Genomic DNA, 14,111 nt, shown 5'->3' with positions numbered 1-14,111 from the left:
TAAATGAGCAAAAGACTTAAAATTGGCCTTTTTGGATTTGGTGTCGTTGGACAAGGGCTTAACGATATTATACGCGGTCAGGATCTTAATTTAGAGATCGTTAAAATCGCCATTAAGAATTCTGATAAGAAAAGGAGCTTAAATGCGAACTTGTTTACCACAGACCACAATGAAATTTTAAATAACCCGGAAATCAATACAATAGTTGAGCTTATTGATGATGCTGATGTTGCATTTACAATAGTGAAACGTGCTTTAATTGGTGGTAAAAATGTGGTTTCGGCAAACAAGAAAATGATTGCTATGCATCTAGCGGAACTTGTTCAATTGCAAGCAAAGTACGGTTCATCACTACTATATGAAGGGGCGGTTTGCGGAAGTATCCCTATTATCAGAAACCTGGAAGAGTATTATGACAACGAATTGCTTCATGGGATCAGCGGAATTTTCAATGGCTCATCGAATTACATACTCTCAAAGATTTTCAATGAGGATCTTGAGTACGGAGTGGCTTTAAAACAAGCTCAAGACCTGGGATTTGCAGAATCAAATCCAATCCTTGACGTTGGAGGTTACGACCCGAAATTTAAGTTAGCGATAGCTACAGCACATGCTTATGGCCTATTCATTGATCCGGACAAAATCCTGAACGTTGGAATTCAAAATCTTTCTGAGCACGACATACGTTACGCGAGGGAAAAGAATTATAAGATTAAGCTTGTCCCAACTGCAAGAAAAATCAGCACTAAGCAAGTTGTAACCTACGTTCTACCTAAGTTTGTAAAGTCAGACGACTTTCTTTTTAACGTGGAGAATGAATACAATGGCGTAACCGTTCAAGCGGCTTTTGCAGATAAACAATTTTTCTTTGGAAAAGGCGCTGGTGGGCATCCAACCGGTGCAGCTGTACTGTCCGACATAGCAGCATTGCGTTATGATTATCGCTATGAATACAAGAAACATCATCAATTGAATGGTTTAATCCATACAGACAATGTCAATATTGAGGTATATTTAAGGTACACACATGAATATACGCTTGAGAAGCTGAAAGTGGAACACATAACGGAACGTTTCTCAAGAAACGATTATAAATATGTAATTGGAAATATAAGCTTGAGATCCCTTCTAGCTAATCGTGGCTTATTAGAACAGAAAGATGTTTTTATTGCCCATACAGGTAAATATACTTATACAGAGAGGGAGTTTCAAACCATTGCTGAAGAAGAAATTTCGTTGAACTAGTTTTTATACTTTGTTTTGCTTTGATAGTATTAGGGCCTCAATTGGGGCCCTAATCGATTTATATTTCTCTATTAATATCCCAGTTTTCCAGATAATCAGCTACCCTTCTAACAAATGATCCACCCAATGCCCCATCTACCACACGATGATCGTATGATAACGATAAGAACATCATGTGCCGGATTGCTATCACATCTCCAAATTCTGTCTCCAATACAGCTGGCTTTTTTTTGATGGCACCGACTGCCAGTATTGCTACCTGAGGTTGATTGATGATTGGAGTTCCCATTACATTTCCGAACGAACCCACATTAGTTAATGTGAAGGTTCCATTTTGCGTTTCATCAGGCTTCAGTTTAGAATTTCTAGCTCTGCCAGCTAAATCATTGACTGACTTTGTTAAGCCAACAAGATTGAGCTGATCAGCGTTTTTAATAACAGGCACAATTAAATTACCACTTGGTAGTGCAGCGGCCATCCCAATGTTAATATCCCGCTTTTTAATTATTTGGGTACCATTGACACTAACATTGATCATCGGAAAGTCTTTAATGGCTTTTGTGACTGCTTCTATAAAGATGGGCGTGAAAGTTATTTTTTCACCTTCTCTTTTTTCAAAGCTTACTTTAACCCTTTCTCTCCACAACACAAGATTAGTTACGTCAGCCTCAACAAAAGAAGTAACATGTGGTGCAGTCGAGGCACTCATTACCATGTGGTCAGCAATAAATCTACGCATTCTGTCCATCTCGATGACTTCATCTCCCCCACTTACGCTGTATGCTGGCTTGTTAGCAGTTATTGTTGGTTCAGAAACTAAAGGCTTTGGGCTGTCTTTACTTGGTTTGTTTGAAATGTAACTCAGAAGATCATCTTTTGTTAATCTCCCGTCGGCGCCGGTTCCTTTTAGACCTTCTAGTTCCGGTAAAGAAATATTTTCTTGATTTGCGATGTTTTTTACAAGTGGTGAATAAAAACGGTGCGATGATTCACTTTCTAGTGAATCTTGAGCAGTCGGCAAGTCCTCTGTTATCGCGGGAGCATTCAACTCCAGAATATCCTCTTCTTTAATTTGATTAACAAAAGGAACTTCGGTAGGTTCATCAATATCTTCTGTATCAATAATAGCGATAATTGAACCAACCTGTACCACCTCATCTTCCCTATATAGGTGCCTAACTAATGTGCCAGCTACTGGAGAAGGAACCTCAGAATCAACCTTATCAGTAGCAATTTCCAGAATGGTATCGTCTAACTCTACTTTATCCCCGGGCTGCTTTATCCATTTAATAACAGTAGCTTCGGCAACACTTTCCCCCATTTTAGGTAACAATAATTCGTATTGAGCCATCTTTTATTTCATTATTGGTAACAACTGCAAAAGTAAAGTATTTAGAACACTTAAACTGTGTTTAGCTTTAGTTCATTTAGAATCATCATTAAAGCGGCTGAAGAAGAACGTTCTATATTTTGCATTCTTTTATTGCCAAACTGAAATACCTTTGAAACTACTCCATGTTTGCTTGCAACGGCAATCCAAACAGTGCCCACAGGTTTATTAGGCAGCTCGCCGCCAGGCCCTGCGATACCGCTGACGGAAACAGCGTAATCTGTTTGGAAATTTTTCAAAGCTCCCTGAGCCATTTCTCTTACTGCCTCTTCACTGACAGCACCAAAACTGTTAAGCGTAGTTGCGGAAACACCTAGTACGGATTGCTTAAGCTCATTAGCATACACCACCGCTCCACCCTTATAAACAGTTGAAGAACCCGGATGCTTGGTGATTAAATGAGCAATATAGCCCCCTGTGCAACTTTCTGCTGTAGATAGCGACAATCCTTTACTTTCCATCACATCAAATACTGCCTTTTCTAACGCAATATCATCCTCTACAACGACATACGGTTTAATTCTTTCAATGATAAGCTGTGCGAAGGATTTGACTTCCTGTTTCAAAATTTCCTCATCATCACCTGTTGCGCTTAGTCTTAAACGAACCTGACCAAGTTTTGGTAGATAAGCAAGTTTGATATAAGTGGGCAAACTATCTTCGATTGATTCTATTTCGGTAGCGAGGAAAGACTCTCCAATATTTGCAGTAAGAATTGTTTTATGAACTATAAAGGGAAGTTTAAATGCGCGCTTTAATCGCGGTAAAATCTCTTCCTGCATCAAGTACATCATCTCAAAAGGCACGCCAGGCATGGAGACAATGATGTTTCCATCAGATTCGAACCACATACAAGGTGCGGTTCCATTTTTATTCTGAATTACTGTACAGCCATCTGGCACATCGGCCTGCTGTATATTCAGGTCAATCATCGGACGGTTTAGGCGTTCGAAAATACCCTCAATGTGTTTTAATGTTTCTCCATCACGCCTAAGAGTCATGTTAAAATACCGAGCCAGCGTAAATTTGGTGATATCATCTTTTGTTGGCCCTAATCCACCTGTGATCAATATTACTGTAGCTCGCTTCCGAGCAAGATTTAAGGCCTCAACTATGTGATCAGCATCATCAGATATCGAGCTGACCTGCTTCACCTGGATTCCGATCTGGTTCAACTGCTGTGCCATCCAGGCAGAGTTAGTATCCACGATCTGACCAATTAGAATTTCGTCTCCTATGGTTATAATTTCAGCTAGCATATGTTGATGTTTAGAAACGGGTGTAGTAAGCTTTTCTTTTACTGAGTTTAAGATCCTGAAGAACGGATGCCTTTACTTTTATATCTACGGAATACGATTGATAAGCACCAAATGGAACCCAGCTCACGCTCATGTCCCAACAGTGCAAGTCACGGTAAATTGACAAGCTGGTGTAAGAGAAGGTGCTTGCTTTAAAATCCCATCCTGAAGAGAACTGCACTTTCCATTTGGGGGTAATATTTGCGTCACCGTTGAAGTTTAGCGTATTCGTAACTGAGCCATTTAAGCCTTCCCTATTTGTAGTGTATTGAAAAGCATAGTCAAATGCAAAGTTCCATGGAATTTTAAAATCAACAAATGCATTGGGATCCCGGCTCACCATTGCAAGTGCATCAGCTTGCTCTTTCGTGACAGCACCAAGCTTTGAGGCATTTTGCCGAAGTTCATTCTCATTCATATTTCTGCGCTTCAAAGCCTCGGGATTTAAGCTATAGTTGAAACTAAAACCAAAGCTGGTCAAGCGTGGAAGCTGACCAGCCTCCCAGGTATATTTATCGACAAGCTGCCTGGTTGTTTTATTGTTAGCTGTGACATCCTCGGTTTGATACGGATCAAGTGTACCGAAATAATTGACACCTAATTTATCTGAAAATTGTGAACGCCCGTTAAAACTCAGTGTTGACAGTTTATAACTTTTAGCCAGAAAATTGTAGCTACCATTAATACTCAAACCTTGGATGATCGGGATCTTTCGCTCGCCCTTTCCAGTGGTATCTTTCGGAGTTAAGACCTTTGCTTCTACCGTATTGTCTAACCCGAAGGAAATAGAAGCATTTTGCCCGGCACCTGGCCCACCATATAATGACCCTTCAAAGATCGAGTAAGTCAATGGCCGTCCATCTGATCCTATTACACTTGTTCCATCAATATACTTAGCTTCTTTATAGTAGCCACGCTGAACATTGGAAAAATCTGGACGGTAGCTAAAGTTTACAGAAGGAGTCATTACATGTCTTAATGCTTTGAAGTTTCCAAATTTCGTAAATTGAGCGGTGCTGTAAATCTTGGTAGAAGTACCCATACTCACATTGTATTCATTGTTTCTTTTGAAACCAGGGATGGTATCTGTGATTATCTGATCAGAAGAATTCACTACTCTCAGATATGTTCTTTCTATGGTTTGAAAATGCCATCTTTCGGTGTAAGAGACTCCTGTATTGAAGTTGAAAAACGTAAGCACATTAAATGCCATGTTGATCGGTATCTGGTGATTTAAACCATTCTTGAATTTTCTTAAGCTTTCTTTTTTAAAAAGCTCGCTCTCTGTTGTCGTTATTGAGTTACTGGCTTGTAAACTGTATCCTACAGTTATCTTCTGATACCATTTTTGCTCCCCTAGCCGTTCTTTCGAGTCAAAAGGATTAAAGGTAGGAACAGCCAAACTAATGTTTGGAAGGGTAATACCCACGCTTTTATTCTGGGTATCCTGGTAACCCGAAACATCGGATCCAAATGTTATGCCATTGCCGAATATCTTGCCATAAGCGATGCTTGAACGAAGAGTATTCTTAGCGGTCTGGTTTGGATCGTAGCTATTGCCACCAGCAGTATTCCTGTTGTAACTACTAGTACCCGCGTCAACTGAAGCAGAAAAGTTTGTTCCAGGATTTGCATTTGCATTCTGACTGTGATTCCAGATGATGTTAAAATCTTTCTGTGCAGAAAAATCAGAGGAACCTTCAGAACCATATCTTGAATTGGCATAGCGGAAATTTATTGTCCCCGTATACTTATATCGTTTGATATAATTCGAAAGCAATGACCCTTCATAAGAGCCACGGGTAAATATGGTCCCTAATACCTTTGCATCCCAGAAATCATTCAGCCCCAGATAATACCCCCCATCTCTAAGAAAAAATCCTCTTGTAAAATCCTCCCCAGGACTAGGAAGAATAAATCCTGAACTTTTCTTGTTTGGCTTTGGAAAAAACGCAAAGGGTAAGCCTAATGGTAAGGGTACATCTTCAATTTCAAGATATACCGGACCAGTGATGATCTGGTTCTTTGTAACGATACCTTTTGTAATGTAAATCCCAAAATGTGGATGTGGCAAGTTACAAGTACTATAAATCTGACCCTTGCTATGAATTTCATCATCAGGTTGCTTTTTTGCCTTGCCGCCAGAGAAAAACCCTCCCTCCTGCTCTGAAAATACACCATGAATAGTGCCGGCACCCGTTTTAAGGTTATACCGAAGGGAATCCGCCATTGATGTTCCCTGCCCCTCCATCTTTAATATAGGCCTACCCACATACTTCCCTTTTGCATTGGTTCTTCCCCTTGCATAGACCAGGTTAGTTTTGGTATTAAATTCAATATAATCTGCATCCAATTCAAAACCCTGATATATAACACGCGCCTCCCCATACAAATAAACGATTTCGCTCGTTTTATCTACAACGGTAGAATCTTTGGCTTTATATTCCACCTTTTCTGAAGCAGTCGTATCTTTAGGTTTACCTTGAGTCGAAGTTGATCCGGTTAAGGGAGACTGAGGTCGCATTTGACCACTATTTGGCCTTCTGATCGTAGTGTCTTGCTGTAGTGATAAATTGGAATATGCTAGAACCCTATTACCGGTAAATACCAACAATACAATTGAGCTAAAAAAAATGATATTCAGTAAAAGTTTCAAATTCGTCTGTGAATGTTATTTTTGCATTAATGTTTAATCCAAAACGTCCAAAATTAATGAAAAATATACCATTGCTTAGATCAAAACTTATTTTGATCGCTTTTATTTCCTCAACCCTTAATACAATGTCTAGTTATCAAGGTTTTACGCAGGAATACAAAATAAAAACAATCGTTATTGACGCTGGTCATGGAGGCAAAGATGGAAGTACAAGAGGGCTCTATTCCACAGAAAAAGATGTGGCGCTAAAGACAGCACTACATTTGGGTGCCGCTATAGAAGCAAACATGAAAGATGTCAAGGTAATCTACACCAGAACTGAGGACTTTTTTGTTCCGTTATATGAGAGAATTGCTATTGCAAACAATGCTAAAGCAGACCTATTTATTTCCATTCATTGCAATGATATGCCTGTCTACAGGTCTACAATAGTGACGGGTAGTAGAAGAAACAGTAAAGGAAAGAAAATTCCGATCACGAAAACAGTTTCTCGAAAAAGCACAAGCACTCGTGGGGTAGAAACATTCGTATCGGGTATGGGACGGGTGAATGAGCAGGATGAAGCCATTAAAAGAGAGAATGCAGCAATATTTCTAGAGGAGAACTATAAGGAAAACTATGAGGGATTTGACCCAAATAATCCTGAAAACTTTATCATCCTTTCCTTAATGAAAAATACTTTCCGCACCCAAAGTTTGAAACTGGCTAAGTTGGTACAGGATCAATACATAAACGTTGGCCGCATTGACAGGGGAGTACAGGAAAAAAGCCTTGCCGTACTTGCGAGGGCCGGTATGCCGGCTATCTTAACTGAAATTGGCTTTATCAGCAATCCTGATGAAGAAGACTTTATGAATTCTGAATCAGGTCAAAACGAAATCACAAACTGTTTGTTAGAAGCTATTAAGAACTACCGAAAAGTTATTGAAGGATAATTCAACCTATAAATGAGATTAAAACGGAAACTGTTTCTTATACCCATCTTCCTAATCGCCTGTTCCGGCACATTATTTTCACAAACTTATAGGGTAAAAACGATTGTTATTGATGCCGGGCACGGAGGTAATAAGCCCGGGGCAAAAGGCAGTACATCACTCGAAAAGAACGTTGCACTAGCGGTCGCACTCAAACTCGGTAAGAAGTTTGAGCAGGAAATGCCAGGGATTAAAGTGTTGTATACGCGAAAAACCGACGTTGACGTTGACTTTTACAAAAGGGCTGCGCTAGCTAATGATAACAATGCAGATATTTTCATTTCTATCCACTGCAACTCCATGCCGGATAAAAGAGTGATAACAGGCTACACAAAAACCAAAAGTGGAAGGCGTGTAGCAAAATATGCCTACGCTAAAAACCGTACTACAAGAGGTACCGAAACTTTTGTTGCAGGATCACATCGGCTAAATGAACAGGATGCAGCTATTCGAGAAAATGAAGATATAAAATTGGAGAAGAATTATAAGCAGAATTATAATGGTTACGACCCCAATGATCCTGAAACATTTATTATATTATCTTTGTTTAAAAATGTATTCAGGGATAAAAGTTTGAAATTAGCGACCCTAATTCAGGATAATTTTACAATGAACGACAACAGGGTTAACAGAGGTGTGAAAGAGCAAGGCCTACTTATTCTTCAACGGTGTGGAATGCCTGCAGTCCTTACCGAAATTGGGTTTATTTCCAGCCCTGATGAAGAAGAATACATTAACTCTGAAAATGGACAAGCGGAAATTGTTAATTCGATTTTTAAAGCTGTCAAAACATATAGACAAGAAACTGAAACAAATTAAGTACTGAATGAAAATCGCAAATGAAACCAAAGTAGGCATATTAGCTGCCTTCTCTATCGCCCTTCTAATTATTGGATATAACTTTTTAAAAGGGAATGCTATTTTTTCAAGTGAAACTGTGCTATATGCCAAGTATTCTCATGTGGATGGATTGGGAGTATCGAAACCAGTAATGATTAATGGTTTTCAAATCGGTCGGGTTGATAAGCTTCAACTGCAGCCTGATGGTTCCATTGTTGCGACATTGAAAATCAAAGGCAAATACGAGATCCCAAAAAACAGTATCGCTAAGTTAGAAAGCACAGATCTTTTAGGTAGCAAAGCAATTGTTATGGCGTTGGGTACGGGGACTGATTTTGCTCAGGACGGAGACACACTGAACGCGAACGTTGCCAAGGGTTTACTTGAGACGGTTGAACCAGTTCAGAAGAAGGCAGAATTGATTATTGCTAAAATGGATTCTATATTAACAAGTGTGAATACGATATTAAATCCTAATTTTCAGAAAAATGTGGACAAGAGCTTTAACAGCATAGCATCTACACTTGCATCATTAGAAGCTACTTCAAAAAAAGTAGATAATCTTGTTGGTTCAGAAGGTTCAAGAATATCTTCTATCCTTTCAAATTTTGAAGCAATATCTAATAACCTTAAGCAAAACAATCAAAAAATTAATGCAATTCTTAATAATATCAACACAATAACTGACCAGGTTGCGGCTGCTAACTTTAAGCAAACGATAGATAATGCGAACAAAGCTGTTGCAGACCTTCAAAATATAGTAACAAAGGTAAATAATGGGCAAGGTACCTTGGGTATGCTTGTTAACGATACCAAGATGTACGACAACCTTAATAATGCTTCAAAAAATCTAGATAATCTGATCATAGATTTGAAGGAAAATCCTAAACGCTATGTCCACTTTTCAGTATTCGGCGGAGGTAGTAATAAAGACAAATAGTTAAATCTGATAGGTATTGCCTTCGAAAGCGAGCTCTGTATTCTCAAATACAGACTTCGCCTCTTCCAACAATGGCAACAGAACCTTGTAACGTGAAGAAAAATGTCCGATAAGCAGTTTCTCCGCGTGAGTATAATTGGCTACTTCAGCGGCCTGTAAAGCAGTAGTATGATGTGTTTGGTTAGCACGCTCTAATAGTTCATGAAGAAACGTTGATTCATGGTATAAAAGATTGCAATGTTCTATAGCGTTAAAATATCGTTTATCAAATAATGTATCAGAACAATAACCATAACTTCTGGGTTGATCTGAGTCGATGGTGTAATCTTGATTTAAAAAAACTTTACCGCCAGGGAGTTGTAAGTCGGCACCTCTCTTTAAAAGCGGATAATATTCAACTCCTACACCACTTTGCTCGAGTTTCTCAACCAACAACTTCTTCATTCTTTTCTTTTGCGTAAACCTAAATCCCGTACAGGGTATCCTATGATTTAGGACAACAGTGCTCACAGTTAAATCAGAATTTTCAAAAATAGTCTGGGATTCATCGGCTGTAATCCCATGAAAATCTACTTGATATCTCAAGACTGTTTCAGAGTGTTTAAATTGCAGTGCTAGAATTTCCTGTAAGGGATAAGGAGCAAAGATTTTCATCGGCTTGATGCGACCATTCAAATGTAGGCTGGAAAGCAATCCTATCAACCCGAAATAGTGGTCTCCGTGAAGATGACTAATAAAAATATAGTCAATCTTATTTGCTTTGAAATTGTATTTGTTTAACTGCTGCTGCGTTCCCTCGCCACAATCAATCAGATAAAACTTTTCATTACAATTTAGTAGCTGTGATGTAGGATTTCTATTGTAAACTGGTGTCGCAGAGCTGCTGCCTAAAATAGTTACCTCAAACTTCATTAATCTCGTTCCACCCTTCCTAAAAGCTCTTTCTCGATTTCATCCATAAAAATTAGATCGGTCGCTTCAACAAGCCTTTTCACGATCGTTAGCGATTGATCAAGATTGGACATTTCCAAGATTTTTGCAACAGTATTATTGACGCCCGTCACGATGAAAAGCCCTTGAGTATTTTTGCAAAGTCTGTCACCAACCAGTAGGCTACTTAAGTCTTGTGAATCGTTACACTCCTTTACAGCAGATAGATCTAAAACGATATTATGATATCCTTCCGCATTGAGCAGGATGAATTCTGATTTCAACTTAGGAGTGTTGTTGTTTGTAAATTTCGACTCCTTAAGCTTAATTACCACATATTTTTCATGCTTATCAACCGCGAATTTCATAGCCTCGTCAATTAGTGTATCTACGAAAGTAATGAATTTATACCGGTATTGATGTTTTTCTCAATTCGTTCAAGTACATCGATACGCTCATTTTTCACAAATTTGTCGCCAGTAATTTGTTCGTACAGTTCGATATAACGTTCGGATATTGAATTGACCAATTCTTCATTCATCGTTGGAACAGATTGTCCATCTTTACCTTGAAATCCGTTTTCAATTAACCATTTACGCACAAATTCTTTTGAAAGTTGCTTTTGCGGTTCGTTGCTGGCTTGCCTGTCCTCGTATCCATCTGTATAGAAATACCTTGAAGAATCCGGTGTATGAATTTCATCAATCAGATAAATCTCATCACCAACTTTCCCAAATTCATATTTAGTATCTACCAGAATTAAACCACGCTCCGCGGCCATCTCAGTTCCACGTTTATAAAGCGCCTGAGTATAATTTTCCAAATGGGTGTAATCGTAAATGGAAACAATTCCCTTGGCTAAAATATCTTCTTTAGAGATATCTTCATCATGTCCAACAGACGCTTTAGTGGTAGGTGTAATAATCGCTGCAGGGAGTTTGTCATTTTCCTTCAAACCATCTGGTAATTCTACACCACATATAGTTCTTTTGCCCGCACTATATTCTCGCCAGGCATGACCTGCTAAGTAACCTCTAATCACCATCTCCACTTTGAAAGGCTCACATATCCTGCCGATCGTCACCATTTCATCAGGTACGTCAAGTACCCAGTTGGGGACGATATCTTTCGTAGCCGCAAGAAATTTCGCCGCAATCTGATTTAATACTTGTCCCTTAAAAGGAATAGGTTCAGGAAGAACAACGTCGAATGCAGAGATCCTGTCCGTAACTACCATTGCCATGTATTGATCATTAATCGTGTAAACGTCTCTAACTTTTCCTTTATAAAAACTAGATTGCTTTGGAAAATTAAAACGGGTTTCTTTTATTGCTGTCATGTTATTAGCTAAATAGCTTATAATGTATTTTGAATTATTGTATATCTCCGTAAGCCTTCAGAATGCGCTTAACCAACTTGTGCCTTACAACATCCTCCCCTGTTAGATAAATTGTTTCAATCCCCGGAATATCGTCAAGAATACGCAATGCATTATGCAGACCCGACATTTGTTTCTTAGGCAAATCGATCTGAGTCACATCTCCCGTGACAATAAATTTAGCGGACGGGCCCATTCTGGTCAAAAACATTTTCAACTGCAGATCTGTAGAATTTTGCGCCTCATCAAGAATAACGAAACAGTTATCAAGCGTCCGTCCACGCATAAATGCGAGTGGTGCAATTTCAATAGTCTTGTTTTCCAAATAAAGCTTCAGCTTCTCTGCTGGAATCATATCGTCAAGCGCATCATACAATGGCCGCAAATATGGATCAACCTTTTCCTTTAAATCTCCAGGCAAAAAGCCTAAGTTCTCACCAGCTTCTACCGCAGGTCTGGTAAGTATAATTTTTTTGATCTCCTTATTCTTCAATGCACGAACGGCTAGTGCCACAGCAGTATAAGTTTTCCCCGTCCCTGCAGGACCGATTGCAAACAAAACATCATTTTTACTGATACTTTCAACCATCCGGCGCTGGTTAGCGGTTCTGGCTTTGATCATCAGTCCATTCGTTCCAAACACGATCACTTCTCCACCACCACCAGTAGGTGCTGGTTTCTCCGCAGCAGGTTCCTCAGCGGAGAAAGATTTTCTAGATGCCACAATGGTTTCTACATCACTTGCTGTAAGCGAGCTGTATTTATCCAAATGAGCGATGAGCTGATTGTATTTATTCTCAAAGTTTTTAAGTTCATGTTCATCACCAAGTACCTTTACCTCGGTACCGCGCGCTACAACTTTTAACTTCGGAAATGCGCTTTTGATAATCTCATAATGCTCGTTATTGGGACCCCAAAATTGAGCAGGATTTATCGATTCTAATGTTAATTTCAGTTCGTTCAAAATATTGTTTTTAAGATAGAAGTGTATATTTTGATTTAAAAATTGAATATTTGTACGCGGCAAACCGCTTACGCAAGATTAAGAATAAATATTCAATTTTTAATGGCCATTATAACATTAACGACAGATTTAGGCTCAAAGGACTTCTATCAGGCTGCCCTAAAAGGTAGTATTCTGAGCATCATGCCTACAGCTAACATTGTTGATGTTACACATGAGGTTCCCTCTTTTAATATATCTTATGCGGCCTTCGTCCTAAAAAATGTTTATCCTTATTTTCCAAAGGGAACAGTCCACCTAATTGGTATAGATTCTGTATTTAGTGAAAACACCAAATACATCGCTCTTGAGTACCGGGATCACTTTTTTATAGGAGCGGATAATGGAATTTTCTCACTCTTGTTTGAGGAGGTTCCAGAAGATATCGTTGAACTAAATATCATGCAGGATCTCAAATACCTTCACTTTCCATTAGTAGATATTTTTGTTAAAGCTGCTGTACAGCTTGCTAAAGGCACAAAATTAAAAGATATTGGAGTTGCTACCGAAAGTATAGAGCACAGAATGCTACTTAATCCTGTGATAGAAAGAGATATTATCAGAGGAAGCGTAATCTATATTGATACCTTTTGCAACGTGATTACCAACATTACAAAAGATTTATTCAATAAAATACAGAGAAACAGAGACTTTACACTTTACTTTAGAAAAAACGAAACCATCACCAAACTGAGTTGGCACTATAACGAAGTGCAGGAGGGCGAAAAACTCTGCCTATTTGGGATAAGCAACCACCTGGAAATTGCCATAAACAAAGGTAAGGCAAGCGGTCTCCTTGGACTACACCTAAACGACATCGTCCGGGTTGAGTTTCATCCATAGGGCATAATCTTTACTAATCCTTAATTTTAGTTCATTTAATCAAAATCTAATTAATGAAGACCTTCTTTTTACTATTCCTTCTCGCCATCAGCCATCAGGTCATCGCAAAGCAAATTGACACCAGTGCTTATCAAACGCAGCGGATTAAGGTCAACGCCTTACTCAACCAACGCAGTGCGAAGTTTGGCCAGTACGATCAAAGCCTAGATGCAAAAACAGGGATTTTCGGACTGCAAACTAAATCAGACGTTAAAAATTCAAATGAAATATTACGTCAGATTGTATTGAACGACAACAATATTTTTAAGGAATTAAAGATATTGATGGAATATAAAGATCAGGAAGTCATCGCGGCGAAAAACACAGCTTCCGAAGTAAAGGGTAGGATGCTGAACTACATGCAATCTATAAAAAAGTTGCAAGAGGAAAACGAACGAATAAAATCGAACAATAAAACCACTTCTTTAGCGGGCTCGGCCATTTACATCATACTAATCTTGATAGCAGCATTGATAGGAACGTATTTTTATTTCCATAATAGACTTCAAAACGTAAAGATACCAACGAATGAAAAGAGGCCTTTTTAAAGCATGAGTTAGAATAAAAGGCACAAG

At 38.8% G+C, this 14,111-nt stretch carries 13 protein-coding genes; 6 read left to right on the top strand and 7 right to left on the bottom strand.

From position 1 onward, the window contains the following. The first annotated feature begins 3 nt into the window (after positions 1–3). Complete coding sequence (locus tag ACHFIZ_RS13840) at positions 4–1,245, top strand: homoserine dehydrogenase (protein WP_410886833.1); 1,242 nt, start codon at positions 4–6, stop codon at positions 1,243–1,245. Between the two features lie 58 nt (positions 1,246–1,303). On the opposite strand, the gene ACHFIZ_RS13835 is transcribed toward ACHFIZ_RS13840, so the two are convergent. Genes ACHFIZ_RS13835 through ACHFIZ_RS13825 form a run of 3 tightly spaced genes read right to left on the bottom strand, consistent with a single transcriptional unit; the run spans position 1,304 to position 6,457 of the window. Further along, entirely contained in the window at positions 1,304–2,596 is a 1,293-nt protein-coding gene (locus ACHFIZ_RS13835) for a dihydrolipoamide acetyltransferase family protein (protein ID WP_410886831.1), read from the bottom strand. Positions 2,597–2,646: 50 nt separating this feature from the next. After that, entirely contained in the window at positions 2,647–3,894 is a 1,248-nt protein-coding gene (locus ACHFIZ_RS13830) for a competence/damage-inducible protein A (RefSeq protein WP_410886829.1), read from the bottom strand. 10 nt (positions 3,895–3,904) lie between these two features. Beyond that, positions 3,905–6,457 carry a putative LPS assembly protein LptD gene (locus ACHFIZ_RS13825; RefSeq protein ID WP_410886827.1) on the bottom strand — a complete coding sequence of 851 codons (2,553 nt, stop codon included), beginning with the start codon at positions 6,455–6,457 and terminating at the stop codon, positions 3,905–3,907. A 161-nt stretch (positions 6,458–6,618) separates the two neighbouring features. Here ACHFIZ_RS13825 and ACHFIZ_RS13820 point away from each other — a divergent pair, with 161 nt between their 5' ends. From ACHFIZ_RS13820 to ACHFIZ_RS13810, 3 genes are read left to right on the top strand one after another with little or no spacing between them, the layout of a single operon-like run. Next, entirely contained in the window at positions 6,619–7,524 is a 906-nt protein-coding gene (locus ACHFIZ_RS13820; protein ID WP_410886825.1) for an N-acetylmuramoyl-L-alanine amidase family protein, read from the top strand. Positions 7,525–7,536: 12 nt separating this feature from the next. Then, positions 7,537–8,382, top strand: a complete 846-nt coding sequence (locus ACHFIZ_RS13815; protein WP_410886823.1) for an N-acetylmuramoyl-L-alanine amidase family protein — start codon at positions 7,537–7,539, stop codon at positions 8,380–8,382. A gap of 7 nt (positions 8,383–8,389) precedes the next feature. After that, the gene (locus ACHFIZ_RS13810; protein WP_410886821.1) at positions 8,390–9,343 is read left to right on the top strand and encodes an MlaD family protein; all 954 of its coding nucleotides are present in this window, start codon (positions 8,390–8,392) and stop codon (positions 9,341–9,343) included. Here ACHFIZ_RS13810 and ACHFIZ_RS13805 read toward each other — a convergent pair whose 3' ends face one another. Genes ACHFIZ_RS13805 through ACHFIZ_RS13790 form a run of 4 tightly spaced genes read right to left on the bottom strand, consistent with a single transcriptional unit; the run spans position 9,344 to position 12,615 of the window. Continuing rightward, complete coding sequence (locus ACHFIZ_RS13805; RefSeq protein WP_410886819.1) at positions 9,344–10,255, bottom strand: ribonuclease Z; 912 nt, start codon at positions 10,253–10,255, stop codon at positions 9,344–9,346. Beyond that, positions 10,255–10,641: an STAS domain-containing protein gene (locus ACHFIZ_RS13800; RefSeq protein WP_410886817.1), complete on the bottom strand. Its 387-nt coding sequence runs from the start codon at positions 10,639–10,641 to the stop codon at positions 10,255–10,257. Before ACHFIZ_RS13800 ends, ACHFIZ_RS13805 begins: the two co-directional genes overlap by 1 nt. A gap of 20 nt (positions 10,642–10,661) precedes the next feature. After that, positions 10,662–11,612, bottom strand: a complete 951-nt coding sequence (locus tag ACHFIZ_RS13795) for a phosphoribosylaminoimidazolesuccinocarboxamide synthase (protein WP_410886815.1) — start codon at positions 11,610–11,612, stop codon at positions 10,662–10,664. Between the two features lie 34 nt (positions 11,613–11,646). After that, entirely contained in the window at positions 11,647–12,615 is a 969-nt protein-coding gene (locus tag ACHFIZ_RS13790) for a PhoH family protein (RefSeq protein ID WP_410886813.1), read from the bottom strand. A 102-nt stretch (positions 12,616–12,717) separates the two neighbouring features. Here ACHFIZ_RS13790 and ACHFIZ_RS13785 point away from each other — a divergent pair, with 102 nt between their 5' ends. After that, on the top strand, positions 12,718–13,497 hold the full coding sequence (locus ACHFIZ_RS13785) for an S-adenosyl-l-methionine hydroxide adenosyltransferase family protein (protein ID WP_410886811.1): 780 nt from the start codon (positions 12,718–12,720) through the stop codon (positions 13,495–13,497). Positions 13,498–13,550: 53 nt separating this feature from the next. Continuing rightward, positions 13,551–14,084: a hypothetical protein gene (locus ACHFIZ_RS13780; protein WP_410886810.1), complete on the top strand. Its 534-nt coding sequence runs from the start codon at positions 13,551–13,553 to the stop codon at positions 14,082–14,084. Positions 14,085–14,111 lie beyond the last annotated feature (27 nt).

The organism is Pedobacter sp. JCM 36344 (assembly GCF_046546555.1).
Classification (GTDB): domain Bacteria; phylum Bacteroidota; class Bacteroidia; order Sphingobacteriales; family Sphingobacteriaceae; genus Pedobacter.
Note: the sequence above shows the minus strand (reverse complement) of the source record. Positions and strands in the feature narration are given on the sequence as shown.

What these genes read in the sequence shown, in the direction of transcription:
- ACHFIZ_RS13800 (WP_410886817.1), bottom strand. Translation starts at nt 10,641, where the DNA reads ATGAAATTCGCGGTTGATAAGCATGAAAAATATGTGGTAATTAAGCTT.
- ACHFIZ_RS13815 (WP_410886823.1), top strand. Translation starts at nt 7,537, where the DNA reads ATGAGATTAAAACGGAAACTGTTTCTTATACCCATCTTCCTAATCGCC.
- ACHFIZ_RS13820 (WP_410886825.1), top strand. Translation starts at nt 6,619, where the DNA reads ATGTTTAATCCAAAACGTCCAAAATTAATGAAAAATATACCATTGCTT.
- ACHFIZ_RS13795 (WP_410886815.1), bottom strand. Translation starts at nt 11,612, where the DNA reads ATGACAGCAATAAAAGAAACCCGTTTTAATTTTCCAAAGCAATCTAGT.
- ACHFIZ_RS13840 (WP_410886833.1), top strand. Translation starts at nt 4, where the DNA reads ATGAGCAAAAGACTTAAAATTGGCCTTTTTGGATTTGGTGTCGTTGGA.
- ACHFIZ_RS13780 (WP_410886810.1), top strand. Translation starts at nt 13,551, where the DNA reads ATGAAGACCTTCTTTTTACTATTCCTTCTCGCCATCAGCCATCAGGTC.
- ACHFIZ_RS13810 (WP_410886821.1), top strand. Translation starts at nt 8,390, where the DNA reads ATGAAAATCGCAAATGAAACCAAAGTAGGCATATTAGCTGCCTTCTCT.
- ACHFIZ_RS13805 (WP_410886819.1), bottom strand. Translation starts at nt 10,255, where the DNA reads ATGAAGTTTGAGGTAACTATTTTAGGCAGCAGCTCTGCGACACCAGTT.
- ACHFIZ_RS13825 (WP_410886827.1), bottom strand. Translation starts at nt 6,457, where the DNA reads ATGCGACCTCAGTCTCCCTTAACCGGATCAACTTCGACTCAAGGTAAA.
- ACHFIZ_RS13830 (WP_410886829.1), bottom strand. Translation starts at nt 3,894, where the DNA reads ATGCTAGCTGAAATTATAACCATAGGAGACGAAATTCTAATTGGTCAG.
- ACHFIZ_RS13835 (WP_410886831.1), bottom strand. Translation starts at nt 2,596, where the DNA reads ATGGCTCAATACGAATTATTGTTACCTAAAATGGGGGAAAGTGTTGCC.
- ACHFIZ_RS13785 (WP_410886811.1), top strand. Translation starts at nt 12,718, where the DNA reads ATGGCCATTATAACATTAACGACAGATTTAGGCTCAAAGGACTTCTAT.